Source organism: Tabrizicola thermarum (genome assembly GCF_003574395.1).
GTDB lineage: Bacteria > Pseudomonadota > Alphaproteobacteria > Rhodobacterales > Rhodobacteraceae > Tabrizicola > Tabrizicola thermarum.
This window is the reverse complement of the sequence record NZ_QMJY01000073.1, coordinates 1-13,536: the sequence shown is the minus strand read 5'-3', so window position 1 is coordinate 13,536 and position 13,536 is coordinate 1. Positions and strand designations below refer to the sequence as shown.

At 67.7% G+C, this 13,536-nt stretch carries 13 protein-coding genes; 5 read left to right on the top strand and 8 right to left on the bottom strand.

The window, feature by feature from the left end; translation table 11 throughout:
* Positions 1–160 precede the first annotated feature (160 nt).
* The 3 genes from D5084_RS10480 to D5084_RS10470 all read left to right on the top strand — a co-directional run bounded on the left by D5084_RS10480 (position 161) and on the right by D5084_RS10470 (position 2,677).
* Positions 161–1,264, top strand: a complete 1,104-nt coding sequence (locus D5084_RS10480) for a class II histone deacetylase (RefSeq protein ID WP_128515438.1) — start codon at positions 161–163, stop codon at positions 1,262–1,264.
* A 142-nt stretch (positions 1,265–1,406) separates the two neighbouring features.
* Complete coding sequence (locus D5084_RS10475; RefSeq protein ID WP_128515437.1) at positions 1,407–1,985, top strand: nitroreductase family protein; 579 nt, start codon at positions 1,407–1,409, stop codon at positions 1,983–1,985.
* Entirely contained in the window at positions 1,985–2,677 is a 693-nt protein-coding gene (locus D5084_RS10470) for an EI24 domain-containing protein (RefSeq protein WP_128515475.1), read from the top strand. The genes D5084_RS10475 and D5084_RS10470 overlap by 1 nt, the downstream gene beginning before the upstream one ends.
* Before the next feature lie 67 nt (positions 2,678–2,744).
* Here the strand turns inward: D5084_RS10470 and D5084_RS10465 are convergent, their stop codons facing one another.
* Both D5084_RS10465 and mce read right to left on the bottom strand, forming a co-directional pair.
* Positions 2,745–3,014: a DUF1467 family protein gene (locus D5084_RS10465; protein ID WP_128515436.1), complete on the bottom strand. Its 270-nt coding sequence runs from the start codon at positions 3,012–3,014 to the stop codon at positions 2,745–2,747.
* Positions 3,011–3,415: a methylmalonyl-CoA epimerase gene (gene mce / locus D5084_RS10460; RefSeq protein WP_128515435.1), complete on the bottom strand. Its 405-nt coding sequence runs from the start codon at positions 3,413–3,415 to the stop codon at positions 3,011–3,013. The genes D5084_RS10465 and mce overlap by 4 nt, the downstream gene beginning before the upstream one ends.
* 137 nt (positions 3,416–3,552) lie before the next feature.
* Here mce and D5084_RS10455 point away from each other — a divergent pair, with 137 nt between their 5' ends.
* Complete coding sequence (locus tag D5084_RS10455; protein ID WP_128515434.1) at positions 3,553–4,230, top strand: response regulator; 678 nt, start codon at positions 3,553–3,555, stop codon at positions 4,228–4,230.
* Between the two features lie 24 nt (positions 4,231–4,254).
* Here D5084_RS10455 and D5084_RS10450 read toward each other — a convergent pair whose 3' ends face one another.
* From D5084_RS10450 to D5084_RS10430, 5 genes are all read right to left on the bottom strand, one after another.
* Positions 4,255–4,971 (bottom strand): GNAT family N-acetyltransferase, encoded by a 717-nt coding sequence (locus D5084_RS10450; protein WP_128515433.1) that lies wholly within the window; start codon positions 4,969–4,971, stop codon positions 4,255–4,257.
* Between the two features lie 61 nt (positions 4,972–5,032).
* Positions 5,033–5,500, bottom strand: a complete 468-nt coding sequence (locus D5084_RS10445; RefSeq protein WP_128515432.1) for a DUF1993 family protein — start codon at positions 5,498–5,500, stop codon at positions 5,033–5,035.
* Positions 5,500–7,296: an aspartate--tRNA ligase gene (gene aspS, locus D5084_RS10440; protein WP_128515474.1), complete on the bottom strand. Its 1,797-nt coding sequence runs from the start codon at positions 7,294–7,296 to the stop codon at positions 5,500–5,502. The genes D5084_RS10445 and aspS overlap by 1 nt, the downstream gene beginning before the upstream one ends.
* A 146-nt stretch (positions 7,297–7,442) precedes the next feature.
* Entirely contained in the window at positions 7,443–8,051 is a 609-nt protein-coding gene (locus D5084_RS10435; RefSeq protein WP_435532675.1) for an aminotransferase class IV family protein, read from the bottom strand.
* The gene (locus D5084_RS10430; RefSeq protein ID WP_128515430.1) at positions 8,009–9,145 is read right to left on the bottom strand and encodes an aminodeoxychorismate synthase component I; all 1,137 of its coding nucleotides are present in this window, start codon (positions 9,143–9,145) and stop codon (positions 8,009–8,011) included. Before D5084_RS10430 ends, D5084_RS10435 begins: the two co-directional genes overlap by 43 nt.
* Before the next feature lie 242 nt (positions 9,146–9,387).
* Here D5084_RS10430 and carB point away from each other — a divergent pair, with 242 nt between their 5' ends.
* A complete protein-coding gene (gene carB, locus D5084_RS10425) occupies positions 9,388–12,759 on the top strand; it encodes a carbamoyl-phosphate synthase large subunit (RefSeq protein WP_128515429.1) in 3,372 nt (1,123 codons plus the stop codon).
* Positions 12,760–12,983: 224 nt separating this feature from the next.
* Here the strand turns inward: carB and D5084_RS10420 are convergent, their stop codons facing one another.
* A complete protein-coding gene (locus D5084_RS10420; protein WP_128515428.1) occupies positions 12,984–13,433 on the bottom strand; it encodes a hypothetical protein in 450 nt (149 codons plus the stop codon).
* Between the last annotated feature and the right edge of the window lie 103 nt (positions 13,434–13,536).

The following is a 13,536-nucleotide window of genomic DNA, read 5'->3' as shown; positions in this document are numbered from 1 at the left end:
GTCTGTCCCTGTCAGTAAAGCGAACTATCCCGCCGGGCACAAATGGCAAAAGGCGACTTGACACAAATGATCGTGAGAGGCGCGCCCGGCCCGGCACTGTCGCCCGCCGCTGGCCAATCCTGCACCGGCTGAGTAGGCTTCCCCGAAACGGAGACCCGCCATGACCACCGCCTTCTTTTCCGACGAACTGTGTTTCTGGCACGGCGGCGGCAATTACGCCTTCACCCTGCCGGTGGCTGGTCTTGTGCAACCCACGTCGGGGGGGCTGCCCGAAAACCCGGAAACCAAGCGGCGCCTGCGCAACCTGATCGAGGTGACGGGACTGACCCGTCACCTCTCGATGCGGGGCGCCGAGCCCGCCAGCCGCGAGGACCTCCTGCGCGTTCACCCCGACAGCTACCTTGCCGCCTTCAAATCCGCCTCGGACGCGGGCGGGGGCGAGTTGGGCCTGCGCACCCCCTTCGGCGCGGGCGGCTACGAGATCGCGGCGCTGTCCGCCGGTCTGGCCAAGGCGGCCCTGCGGGCGGTGCTGACGGGTGCGGTCCGCAACGCCTACGCACTGTCGCGCCCGCCGGGGCACCATTGCACCGCCGATTTCCCGAACGGCTTCTGCCTCTTGAACAACATCGCCGTGGCGATCCGCGCCGCCCGGGCCGAGGGTCTGCTGCGCCGCGTGGCGGTGGTGGACTGGGACGTGCACCACGGCAACGGGACCGAGGCGATCTTCTGGAACGATCCCGATGTGCTGACGATCAGCCTGCATCAGGACCGCAACTATCCGCTGGACACCGGCGGGGTCGAGGCGACGGGCGGGCCGGAGGCTCCGGGATCGAACATCAACCTGCCGCTACCCCCCGGCTGCGGCCATGCGACCTATCTGCACGCGATGGAAAGGGTGGTCCTGCCCGCACTCAACCGTTTCCGCCCCGAGGCGATCATCGTCGCCTGCGGCTTCGACGCCGCCGCCGTCGATCCCCTGGGCAGGATGCTCTGCACCGCCGAAACCTTCCGCGCGATGACCCGCCAGATGATGCAGGCCGCCGATGCCTTGTGCGACGGCCGCCTGACGCTGGTCCATGAAGGCGGCTATTCCGAGGTCTATGTCCCCTTCTGCGGCCATGCCGTGCTGGAGGAGCTGTCCGCCGCCCCGGTCTCGGCCCCCGACCCTCTGGCCGCGACGCTTGCCCGCCGCCAGCCCGACGCCCGGTTCGACGCCTTCGCGGCCGGCTGGATCGAGGAGATGGCACAGGGCCTCGGCCTGTGATCGCCCCGATTTCTTCGAAGAAATCGGTCCGGAGGTTTCGAGAACTCCGGCACCCGGCCCGCCTGCTCGCACTGGCGCCCGCTCTGGCGGTTGACCGGCAGCGGCCCTAGACTGCCCACCGACCACGACCCGAAGGACCCCCATGCCCGCCCGCAACGATGCCGCCCTCGCCTTCCTGAAAGCCCGCCGCTCGCGCCCGGCCAAGCTCTTCACCTTTCCCGTCCCCACCCGGCCGGAACTGGAGGAAATCCTTACCGCCGCAACCCGCGTGCCGGATCACGGCAAGCTGGAGCCCTGGCGGCTGATCGTGGTGCAGGGCGCGGCCTTCGCCCGGCTGGCCGATCTGGCCGAGGCGCGGGCGCGGGAACTGGGCGGCGACGCCGAGATGATCGCCAAGGGGCGCGGGCAGTACGATCTGGGCAAGCTCGCCGTGGTGGTGATCGCCTCGCCCAGACCCTCGCCCAAGATCCCGCTGGCCGAGCAGCAGGCCTCGGCGGCGGCGCTCTGCTTCGGCATCGTGAACGCCGCCGAGGCCGCAGGCTGGGGCGCCTGCTGGCTGACCGGCTGGCCCGCGCATGACGCCACCTTCGCCGCCCGCGCCTTCGGCTGCTCTGCTGAGGAAACGGTGGCCGGGATCGTCCACATCGCCACCCCGCCCGAGGACGGCCCCGACCGCCCCCGCCCCGATCTCGCCCGCATCGTGACCTGGGTCGAGGCGTGATCTTCACCGCCTTCTTCGCCGCCCTCGGCCAGCTGGGCGACCGCCGCTTCCGCCGCGTGGTGGGTCTGGGGGTGCTGCTGGCCCTGGCGCTGCTGTTCGCCGCCTACATCCTGTTCCTGCAACTGATCTGGTGGCTGTCACCCGATACAGTCGACCTGCCGGTGATCGGCCCCATCTCGGGGATCGAGACCTTCCTCGGCTGGGCTTCGCTGTTCCTGATGCTGGGGCTCTCAGTCTTCCTGATGATCCCCGTCGCCTCGGCTTTCACCGGGTTCTTCCTGGAAGATGTGGCCGACGCGGTCGAGGACCGGCACTACCCCGGCCTGCCCCCCGCCACGCCGCTTACGCTGGCCGAGGGCCTGCGCCAGTCGGTCAACTTCCTGGGCCTCGTCCTCGCGGTGAACGTCGGCGCGCTGTTGCTTTATCCCTTCGTCGGACCGGGCATCCCGCTGGTCTTCTGGGCGATCAACGGCTTCCTCCTCGGGCGCGAATATTTCAGCCTCGTCGCGCTGCGCCGACTGCCGCCGGGAGAGGTCAAGGCCATGCGCCGCCGCAACCGCTGGACGCTCTGGGCCGCCGGAACGCTGATGGCCGCGCCCCTGTCCATCCCGCTTCTGAACCTCGTGATCCCGGTGCTGGGCGTAGCGACCTTCACCCATCTCTACCACCGGCTGGCCAGCGCGGGCCGCTAGGACCGGGCGCAAGACTTTTCGAAAAGTCTTGCAAAATCCTTCGAAGGATTTTGCCCCAGCCGCGCCCTTACGGCTTCATCCGGCCGAACCAGTCCAGGTCCTCGACCGTGATCCAGCCCGACAGGATGATCCCGCAGATCACCGCCCAGATCGGCGTTGCGATCAGCGTCGTCACCCAGGCCTTGCGCTGCATCACCTCTCCCGCCGGCGCCCCGGGAGGCGTTCCGGGCACGATGTGGTTGGCCTCGTCCTGCGACTGGGTGCGGTAGGGCAGCACGCAGAACAGCGTCATGAACCAGGTGACGGCGTAAAGGACGATGGCGCCCGTGATGCTCATGCCTGTTCCAGCTCCACCAGACAGCCGTTGAAATCCTTGGGATGCAGGAACAGCACCGGCTTGCCATGCGCGCCGATCTTCGGCTCGCCCGATCCCAGCACCCGCGCGCCCTGAGCCTTCAGGTGATCCCGCGCCGCAAGAATATCGTCGACCTCGTAACAGATGTGGTGGATGCCGCCCGAGGGGTTCTTCTCCAGGAACCCCGCGATGGGGGATGCCTCGCCCAGCGGATGCAGAAGCTCGATCTTGGTGTTCGGCAGGTCGATGAAGACCACCGTCACGCCATGGTCCGGCTCGGCCTGAGGCGCGCCCACCTTGGCCCCCAGCGTCACGCGATACTGCGCGGCGGCGGCCTCGAGGTCGGGCACGGCGATGGCAACATGGTTCAGGCGTCCGATCATGGGCTCCTCGCATGGCGTCTGCCCCGCGGTTATGCGACCCGGGCCTTCGGGCTGCAAGCGGCGCGATGGTCGCAGTTCCATTTACCGCCGGTTAACGGGCCGGGACGACACTCTGCGCGTCACGAAAGAGGTCCGTCATGCCCTATAGCGCCTATCCCAGCCTGCCCGATATTCCGCCGGGGGCAGGCGATCTGCCCCTGCAGGGGCTGACGCTGATGATCGTCGATGACAGCCGCTTCACCTGCGATGCGCTGCGGCTGATCCTCCAGCGGGCGGGGGCGCGGCTGCGTCGGGCGGAAAGCCTTGAAATCGCACGACTTCACCTGAACTGCTACCGCCCCGATCTGGCCATCGTCGATCTCGGCCTGCCCGACGGACGGGGGGAGGACCTGATTGCCGAACTGTCGGCGCAAGGCTTCCCGGTCCTCGGCCTTTCGGGCGATCCGAACGGGCGCGATGCGGCGCTGGATGCCGGGGCGGCGGGGTTTCTGGACAAGCCGATCGCATCGGTGGCCGGATTCGTGCGGCTGATTCGGCAGCTGACCACCGGCGTCGGCCCGATCGACAAGGGAGAGGACACGCCCACCCCCTTCGGCGATCCGATGGCGCTGCGCGACGATCTGGCCCGCGCCGCGACCCTGATTGCCGCTCCGGGCGACCCGAGCTATGCGCGGGCCTTCCTGCAAAGCCTGGCCCGCGCCTCGGGCGACCGCGCGCTGGAAGAGGCCGCGCGCAGCAGCCGCACTCCGTTCGACCGGGCGCTCCTGTCCCGCATGATCGAGGATCGGATCGCCGCCCTGCGCTCCATGGCCTGAGCCGCGCCGCGCCCGGGGCGCAGCTCAGCCTTCCAGCGCAGGGTCGCTCCCGGCCCGCACCAGCCGGGTCAGGTCCGACAGGCGTTCGCGCTGCCGGCCCAGGGCGTCGAAATTCGCCGGCGACAGCCACAGGGCGTAAGCCTCGGCCAGGGCCGGCCATTCGCTGTCGATGACGGAAAACCAGGCCGTGTCCCGGTTGCGCCCCTTGACGATCAGATGGTTGCGGAAGACGCCCTCGAAACTGAACCCCAGCCGCTGCGCCGCCCGGCGCGAGGCGAGGTTCAGCGCATTGCATTTCCACTCATAGCGCCGATAACCCGCGCGAAAGGCCCAGTCCATCATCAGGAACATCGCCTCGGTCGCCGCCGCCCCGCGCTGCATCGACGGTGAGATGCAGATATGCCCGACCTCGATCGACCCGACTTCGGGCGCGATGCGCAGGTAGCTGGCGATGCCGCCGCATGTCCCGCTGCCCAGGTCGCGCATCATGAAGAACCGGGGGTCCTCGCCGCCCTCGCGTTCGCGCGCCCAGCGGTGATAGGCCGAGCCCGAGGCGAAGGGGCCATAGGGCATGTAGTCCCAAAGCGCGTCGTGCCCCTGAAAGGCGTCGTGCAATTCAAAGGCATGCCGGTCGGCCTCCAGCGGCTCCAGCCGGACGAAGCGCCCCGTCATCGCCGCGCGGTCCGGGCGCGGTGGCGGGGTCCAGTCGGCAACCACCTCTCCCAGCCTTGCCTCCGCCATCCTGACCTCCCCAGCCCTGATGTCAGGCTAGGCCCCCGGTCCTGCGGGCGCAAGGCGTCCGTCAGAACCGGAAATCGGCCGGATAGGCATGCAAGCCGTCGAAGTCCGCCTTGCCCAGCGGCACCCCGGCAGCGCGCAGGGCAGCGTATCCCATCGTCAGGTGAAAGAAGAAATTCGGCAGGCCGAAGAGATAGAGGAACTCGCTGCCGCTCTGCTCCAGATCGGCAAAGCCCGCGCGGTGGCGGATCACCCGTGTCTCCGCCCCTTCGAAATCGGCGGGCGTCATCGACCCCAGAAGCGCGCGAGCCACCGCCAGGCGCGGCCCGAGGCCCTGTGGCAGGTCCGGCACCTCGCGCCCGGCCAGCGGGCAGGCGATACGCAAGGCAAAGCCGGCAGCCGTGGCGAACTGCTGGCGGGCGGGGAAGGCATCGGCGATCCGGGCGTCCAGCGCATCCGGCCCCGCGACCGCCACGATGTCGCTGACGCGCGACAGGTAGTGGCGGAAGACGGGGACGGAGGCCTGATACATCAGCTGTCCTTCGGCACCACGCGCAGGTGCAATTCGCGCAACTGCTGCAAGGTCGGCTCGCTGGGCGCGCCCATCAGAAGATCCTCGGCGCGCTGGTTCATCGGGAACATGATGACCTCGCGGATGTTCTGGGTATCGGCCAGAAGCATCACCAGCCGGTCGATCCCCGCCGCGCAACCGCCGTGCGGCGGCGCGCCGTATTTGAACGCCTTGACCATGCCGCCGAACCGCTTGTCCACCTCCGACGCCGGATAGCCCGCCAGTTCGAAGGCCTTGTACATGATCTCCGGCTTGTGGTTGCGGATGCCGCCCGAGATCACCTCATAGCCGTTGCAGGCAAGGTCATACTGATAGGCCAGCACCTTCAGCGGGTCGCCGTTCAGCGCCTCAAGCCCCCCCTGCGGCATCGAGAACGGGTTGTGGGAAAAGTCGATCTTCCCCTCGTCGGTCCTTTCGTACATCGGGAAATCGACGATCCAGGCAAAGCGGAAGCAGTCCTTCTCGGTCAGCCCCAGTTCCTCGCCGATCACGTTCCGCGCCTTGCCGGCGATGCCCTCGAAGGCCTCCGGCCTGCCGCCCAGGAAGAAGGCGGCGTCGCCCTTTTCCAGGCCCAGTTGCAGCCGGATCGCCTCGGTCCGCTCCGGCCCGATGTTCTTGGCCAGGGGCCCCGCGGCCTCCATCCCCGAGCCGTCCTCGGCCTCGCGCCAGAAGATGTAGCCCATCCCCGGCAGCCCCTGCTGTTGGGCGAAGGCATTCATACGGTCGCAGAACTTGCGGCCAACGGGTTCGCCCGACGGCCCCTTGGGCGCCGGAATGGCGCGGACCTCGTTGCCCTCCTGCTCCAGAAGCTTCGCGAAGATTGCGAAGCCCGAGCCGCGGAAATGCTCGCTCACGTCCTGCATCCTGATCGGGTTGCGCAGGTCGGGCTTGTCGCTGCCATACCATTTCAGCGCGTCCCGGTAGGCGATGCGCGGCCAGTCGGCATGGACCTTCCGCCCCTTGCCGAAGGTTTCGAACAGCCCCTGCAACACCGGCTGGACGGCGGCGAACACGTCCTCCTGCGTGACAAAGGACATCTCGATGTCCAGCTGGTAGAAGTCGGTCGGGGAACGGTCCGCGCGCGGGTCCTCGTCGCGGAAACAGGGGGCGATCTGGAAATAGCGGTCGAAGCCCGCGACCTGGATCAGCTGCTTGAACTGCTGCGGCGCCTGCGGCAGGGCGTAGAACTTGCCCGGATGCAGGCGCGACGGCACCAGGAAGTCCCGCGCGCCTTCGGGGCTGGACGCCGTGATGATCGGCGTCTGGAACTCGGTGAACCCCTGATCCCACATCGCGTTGCGCAGCCAGCGCACCACGTTCGAACGCAGCATCATGTTCTGGTGCATCGTCTCGCGGCGCAGGTCGAGGAAACGGTAGGTCAGCCGCGTCTCCTCGGGGTATTCGGTGTCACCGAAGACCGGCAGCGGCAGCTCCTCCGCCGCGCCCAGCACCTCGACCTCTGTCGCGTAAACCTCGATCTCGCCCGTGGGGATCTTCGGATTGACCAGTGCGGCATCCCGCGCCTTCACCCGGCCATCGACCCGGATCACCCATTCGGCGCGCACCTTCTCCAGCGCGGCAAAGGCCGGGCTGTCGCCGTCGCACAGGATCTGGGTGATCCCGTAATGGTCGCGCAGGTCGATGAACAGCACCCCGCCATGGTCCCGCACCCGATGGACCCAGCCCGACAGGCGGACCGTCTGCCCCACATGATCCTTGTTCAGCGCGGCACAGGTATGGCTGCGATAGGCGTGCATCGTCATTCCCCTTTCGGAGGGCCTTGAATTCCATCGCGCCGATACACCTTGCCCCGGCCCCCGAGTCAACCCCGCGGCACCCGCCTGTGCTTGCTCTTTTCGGAAATACTCCACGGGGGTCCGGGGGTGTGAAACCCCCGGCGGGTTCAGCCAACCCAGACGGCTGGGAACAGTCCCCGCAACGCGTTCCCGACCCAGAGACGCACCTTCGGCAGGTCCGCGGCCAGAAGCACCTCCTCCGGGCACCCCAGCTCCGCCCGCAGGACCCCCGGCAACACCCCGCTCGACAGGGGGGGTGTCCGCAACCCCTGCCCCCTGTCGAAGAACACCGTCGTGATCGTCCCCTCGCAGACCTCGCCGCGTTCGTTCAGGAACAGGACTTCGTCCAACCCTTCGGGCAAGGCCGCCCGCGCCCGGTCGTAAACCTCGCGCCGCGTCGATTTGACCCGCAGCCAGGGATCGCCCGAGGCGAGACGCTCTTTCGCCAGTCCAACGCGCCACTCGGCCCTGGCCGGGGGCAGCGGGGCAACCGTCCAGTCCACCGCGCCGTTGCGGTCCAGCGTCAGCCGCACACGCGCCGGATGATCCGGCCCGGCAGGCACCAGGTCGGGACAGGACCAGCCCAGAAGCTCCGCCGACCGCCGCAGCCGCGCCTGATGCAGCGGCCAGCGCGGGGCGGCCCGGCCATCCCACAGCACGGTCTCGATCAGCCTCAGTCCCGGCTCACCGCCGCCTTCACGAAGCGCGCCTTCCACAGCGCCTCCTCCCATTCGCCCTCGACGGTGGACCCATGCGTCAGCCCGCCGCCCACGTTCATGACGATGTCCTGCCCGGAAACCGACAGCGTCCGGATCGCCACACTGAAATCGGCATCCCCCTCGGGCGACATCCACCCCACCGCGCCGCAATAGACGCCGCGCGCAAGAGGCTCCACCTCGCGGATGATCTCCATCGCGCGGATCTTCGGCGCCCCCGTCACCGATCCGCAGGGAAACAGCGCCGCCATCAGCCCAGGCAGGCTCGGCGCGCCGTCCAGCACGCCCTCGACCGTCGAGGTCATCTGATGCACCGTGGAATAGCTCTCGATCGCAAACAGCGCCGGCACCTTCACCGTCCCCACCCGCGACAGCCGCGAGATGTCGTTGCGCAGAAGGTCCACGATCATCAGGTTCTCGGCCCGGTCCTTTTCGGCCCCCTGCAACTCGGCGACAATCGCCGCATCCTCGGTCGCGTCCCTGCCCCTTGGCCGCGTGCCCTTCATCGGGCGGGTGACGATCTTCCCGCCCTCGACCCGGAAGAACAGCTCGGGCGAGCGTGACACCACAACCGGCCCCACCCCCAGATCGACATAGGCGCCATGCCCCACCGCCCCGGTGCGGCGGAACGCGCCGTACAACCCCAGCGCAGAGCCCGAAACCAGCCGCGCCCGCATCGGAAAGGTCAGGTTGACCTGATAGCAGTCGCCTGCCGCGATATAGTCGAACACCTTGCGCGCCGCAGTGCCATAGGCCCGGCGACCGACCAGCGGCTCCGGCGCCGTCATCCGCGTTCCGGCCCCCGCAGCGGCGGCTTCGGCCAAGGCCGCCTCGGCCGGTCGGGGGGCGTCATGGACCCCGAGGGCGACCAGGGGGCCGGGCCGCCTGCGGGGCATCAGGTGCCGCAGGCGCGGCTCGAAGGCATAGCCCGCCTCATAGGCGACATAGCCCGCAAGCCAGGCTCCTGCCCGCCGCAGCGCCTCGGCCCGGGCCAGCGCGGGCGCAACCTCGGCCGGGCGCATCGCGGCAATGACCTCGCGCGGCGCATCGAACAACGCCGGTGTCCCGCCTGGCCCGTGTTCAAGTAGGATCACCCGCGCCCCCCGTCTTCCGGTGTCCGGGATAGGCCGATCGCGCGCCTCGCGCCAGTGGCTTTCCCGACGCAACCAGCCGACTTTGCGACCCCCGGTCCCTGCGGCGCGCGGCAAATCTTTTCGAAAAGATTTGCAAAATCCTTCGAAGGATTTTGTCCCGCCCGACTGCGCCGTTTGCCCCTTGCGCCCCAGTTGCTTCTGTCTATAACCCGCACAATTTTGCGCTATGGATGGGGGCTGTCATGCCGAAGCGGACCGATATCAAGTCGATCATGATCATCGGCGCGGGTCCCATCGTCATCGGCCAGGCCTGCGAGTTCGACTACTCCGGCGCCCAGGCCTGCAAGGCGCTGCGCGAGGAAGGCTACCGGGTCATCCTGGTGAACTCCAACCCCGCGACGATCATGACCGACCCCGGTCTGGCCGACGCCACCTACATCGAGCCGATCACCCCCGAGGTCGTCGCCAAGATCATCGAAAAGGAACGCCCCGACGCGCTGCTGCCGACGATGGGCGGGCAGACCGGCCTCAACACCGCGCTGGCGCTGGCCGACATGGGGGTGCTGGACAGGTTCGGCGTGGAGCTGATCGGGGCCAAGCGCGAGGCCATCGAGATGGCCGAGGACCGCAAACTGTTCCGCGAGGCGATGGACCGGATCGGTCTGGAAAACCCCAAGGCCACGATCATCGCCGCGCCGAAGATGGCGGACGGCAAATACGACATCGCCGCCGGTGTGCGCGAGGCCGTCGCCGCCATCGAATATGTCGGCCTCCCCGCCATCATCCGCCCCGCCTTCACGCTTGGCGGCACCGGCGGCGGCGTGGCCTACAACCGCGACGACTATGAGGCCATCGTGCGTTCGGGCCTCGAGGCCTCACCCGTGGCCCAGGTGCTGGTGGACGAATCCCTCCTCGGCTGGAAGGAATACGAGATGGAGGTGGTCCGCGACAGCAAGGACAACGCCATCATCGTCTGCTCCATCGAAAACGTCGATCCGATGGGCGTCCACACCGGCGACAGCATCACCGTGGCCCCCGCCCTGACGCTGACCGACAAGGAATACCAGATCATGCGCAATGGCAGCATCGCCGTGCTGCGCGAGATCGGGGTGGAAACCGGCGGCTCGAACGTCCAGTGGGCGATCAACCCGAAGGACGGCCGCATGGTGGTGATCGAGATGAACCCCCGCGTGTCGCGGTCGTCCGCGCTGGCGTCCAAGGCCACAGGCTTCCCCATCGCCAAGATCGCCGCCAAGCTCGCCGTCGGCTACACGCTGGACGAACTTGACAACGACATCACCAAGGTCACGCCCGCGTCCTTCGAGCCCTCGATCGACTACGTCGTCACCAAGATCCCCCGCTTCGCCTTCGAGAAATTCCCCGGCGCCGAGCCCAACCTGACGACCGCGATGAAGTCCGTGGGCGAGGCCATGGCCATCGGCCGCACGATCCACGAGTCGCTGCAAAAGGCGCTGGCCAGCCTGGAGACCGGCCTCTCCGGCTTTGACGAGATCGCCATCCCCGGCGTTCCCGGAACACCCGTCCCGGGCTCGACCCGGGACCTCGACGCCGCCTCGCGCGCCGCGATCGTCAAGGCCCTCGGCCAGGCCACCCCCGACCGCCTTCGCGTCATCGCCCAGGCCATGCGTCACGGGCTTTCGAACGACGAAATCCAGGCCGTCACCGCCTTCGACCCCTGGTTCCTTGCCCGCATCCGCGAAATCATCGACACCGAGGCGCAGATCCGCAAGGACGGTCTGCCCGTCACCGCCGAAGCCCTGCGCAAGCTGAAGATGATGGGCTTCACCGACGCCCGCCTCGCCAGACTTACCGGCCGCGACGAGGCCCAGGTCCGCCGCGCGCGCCAGCGCCTCGGCGTCACCGCCGTCTTCAAGCGCATCGACACCTGCGCCGCCGAGTTCGAGGCCCAGACCCCCTACATGTATTCCACCTACGAAGCCCCCGCTATGGGCGAGGTGGAATGCGAATCCCGGCCCACGGCAGCCCGGAAAGTCGTCATCCTCGGCGGCGGCCCGAACCGGATCGGTCAGGGCATCGAGTTCGACTATTGCTGCGTCCACGCCTGCTACGCGCTCACCGCCGCGGGCTATGAAACCATCATGGTCAACTGCAACCCCGAGACCGTCTCGACCGACTACGACACCTCCGACCGCCTGTATTTCGAACCTCTGACCCTGGAACACGTCCTCGAAATCCTGCGGGTCGAGCAGGAGAACGGCACCCTTCACGGCGTGATCGTCCAGTTCGGCGGCCAGACGCCGCTGAAACTCGCCAACGCGTTGCACGCCGAAGGCATCCCGATCCTCGGCACCACGCCCGACGCCATCGACCTTGCCGAGGACCGCGAGCGGTTCCAGCAGCTCCTCCACAGACTCGGCCTGAAACAGCCGCAGAACGGCACCGCCCGCTCCCGTGACGAAGCCTTCGCCGTCGCGCAACAGGTCGGCTACCCGCTTGTCATCCGCCCCTCCTTCGTCCTCGGCGGCCGCGCGATGGAGATCATCCGCGACGACGCCCAGCTGGAACGCTACATCACCACCGCCGTCCAGGTTTCCGGCGCCTCGCCCGTCCTCCTCGACTCATACCTCTCCGGTGCGGTCGAGGTTGACGTGGATGCGTTAAGCGACGGTAAATCCGTGCATGTCGCTGGAATCATGGAACATATCGAGGAAGCGGGCGTCCACTCCGGCGATTCGGCCTGCTGCCTGCCGCCGCATCAACTCTCCCCGGAAACCGTCGAGGAACTGAAACGCCAGACCGTGCAGATGGCGCTTGCCCTCAACGTCGTCGGCCTGATGAACGTGCAATTCGCGATCAAGGACGGCACGATCTACGTCCTGGAAGTGAACCCCCGCGCCAGCCGCACCGTGCCCTTCGTCGCCAAGGCCACCGACAGCGCCATCGCCTCCATCGCCGCCCGCCTGATGGCCGGCGAGCCGCTGTCGAACTTCCCGATGCGCGCCCCCTACCCCGCCGGCGTCGGCCCCGACAGCCCGCTGCCGCTCGCCGACCCCCTCACCCTCGCCGACCCGCAAACCCCCTGGTTCAGCGTCAAGGAGGCCGTCCTCCCCTTCGCCCGCTTCCCCGGCGTCGACCCCGTCCTCGGCCCCGAAATGCGCTCGACCGGAGAGGTCATGGGCTGGGACCGCACCTTCGCCTTGGCCTTCCTCAAGGCGCAGATGGGCGCAGGCACGATCCTTCCGACCGAGGGCCGCGTCTTCCTGTCGGTCAAGGACATGGACAAGACTTCGGCACTAGCGGATGCCGCCCGCGACCTCGTGGCGATGGGGTTCCAGATCGTCGCGACCAAGGGCACGGCCTCCTGGCTGGCTGCGAACGGAGTGAAGGCCGAACCGGTCGCCAAGGTCTACGAAGGCCGCCCGAACATCGTGGACCGGCTGAAGAACAACGAGATCGCCCTGGTGATGAACACGACCGAGGGAACGCAGGCTGTGTCCGACAGCCGCGACATCCGGCGGGTCGCGCTGATGGACAAGATCCCGTATTTCACCACCGCTGCGGCGTCAGTGGCCGCCGTGGCCGCGATGAAGGCGCGCGGCGAGGGATATGGGGTGCGGACGTTGCAGGGGTGACCGCGACCCCGGCTTGCCGGGCTCGGAAAGCTCCAGTGAAGCGTTCTGAACGTCAGAGGGGCGCGCAACTCTGCGCGCCCGTCAGGTGGCAATTGGCTGCAGAGCACCCGGACAGGTCTGGCCAAAGCTGCACACGACCCAACATTGGACGTCCCCGGGACCCACGGCGCCAACGTCCGGAAACGCTGCTTTCACCACCGCTTTCGGTTACGAACCGCGCGGCCTCAAAGGCAGCTGCCCGCCGACCCTTTCGCCACAATCGCCTGCCAATCCGGGCCAAGGACCTGGCGCGCCGACAGGGCATCCTTCATCCGCGGATCGCCCTTCTGTATGATTTGGATAACCATGTCCTGAGTGTTCGTCCCGTAGGTCTGGAAGCCACCGTACGTGGTGAACATCCCGCCAGTAATCTCCGCCCTGGACTGATCCCCCACGACGATGAAGCGGTCAGCGCCACGCTTGATGACTTGGATAGCTGCCTCACGGAAGGCAATCTCCCGCGTACCCTTGGCACCGCACATGTCCTCGGCTTGCGTTGAAATCTTGAACGACGACTGCGTCAGCGGCTGGACACTCGTTTCGACACAACCGGCCAGAACCACCAGGGAACACATAACGACAAAATTCCGCACGGGAGAATCCTTCCTGTTCATAACGTTCTCGTACTTAGCCATAGCCACCCGACCCTTAACACCCCTTCACCTCTAGAATGGAGCGCAACAGCTGAGGTTGGGATGGGGTTTGGGATGGATCGGCGGGGGTTGCATCTGGATGGTG

Coding starts and splice junctions, on each gene's coding strand:
- D5084_RS10480 (WP_128515438.1), top strand. CDS start 161: ATGACCACCGCCTTCTTTTCCGACGAACTGTGTTTCTGGCACGGCGGC.
- D5084_RS10475 (WP_128515437.1), top strand. CDS start 1,407: ATGCCCGCCCGCAACGATGCCGCCCTCGCCTTCCTGAAAGCCCGCCGC.
- D5084_RS10465 (WP_128515436.1), bottom strand. CDS start 3,014: ATGAGCATCACGGGCGCCATCGTCCTTTACGCCGTCACCTGGTTCATG.
- mce (WP_128515435.1), bottom strand. CDS start 3,415: ATGATCGGACGCCTGAACCATGTTGCCATCGCCGTGCCCGACCTCGAG.
- D5084_RS10455 (WP_128515434.1), top strand. CDS start 3,553: ATGCCCTATAGCGCCTATCCCAGCCTGCCCGATATTCCGCCGGGGGCA.
- D5084_RS10450 (WP_128515433.1), bottom strand. CDS start 4,971: ATGGCGGAGGCAAGGCTGGGAGAGGTGGTTGCCGACTGGACCCCGCCA.
- D5084_RS10445 (WP_128515432.1), bottom strand. CDS start 5,500: ATGTATCAGGCCTCCGTCCCCGTCTTCCGCCACTACCTGTCGCGCGTC.
- aspS (WP_128515474.1), bottom strand. CDS start 7,296: ATGCACGCCTATCGCAGCCATACCTGTGCCGCGCTGAACAAGGATCAT.
- carB (WP_128515429.1), top strand. CDS start 9,388: ATGCCGAAGCGGACCGATATCAAGTCGATCATGATCATCGGCGCGGGT.
- D5084_RS10420 (WP_128515428.1), bottom strand. CDS start 13,433: ATGGCTAAGTACGAGAACGTTATGAACAGGAAGGATTCTCCCGTGCGG.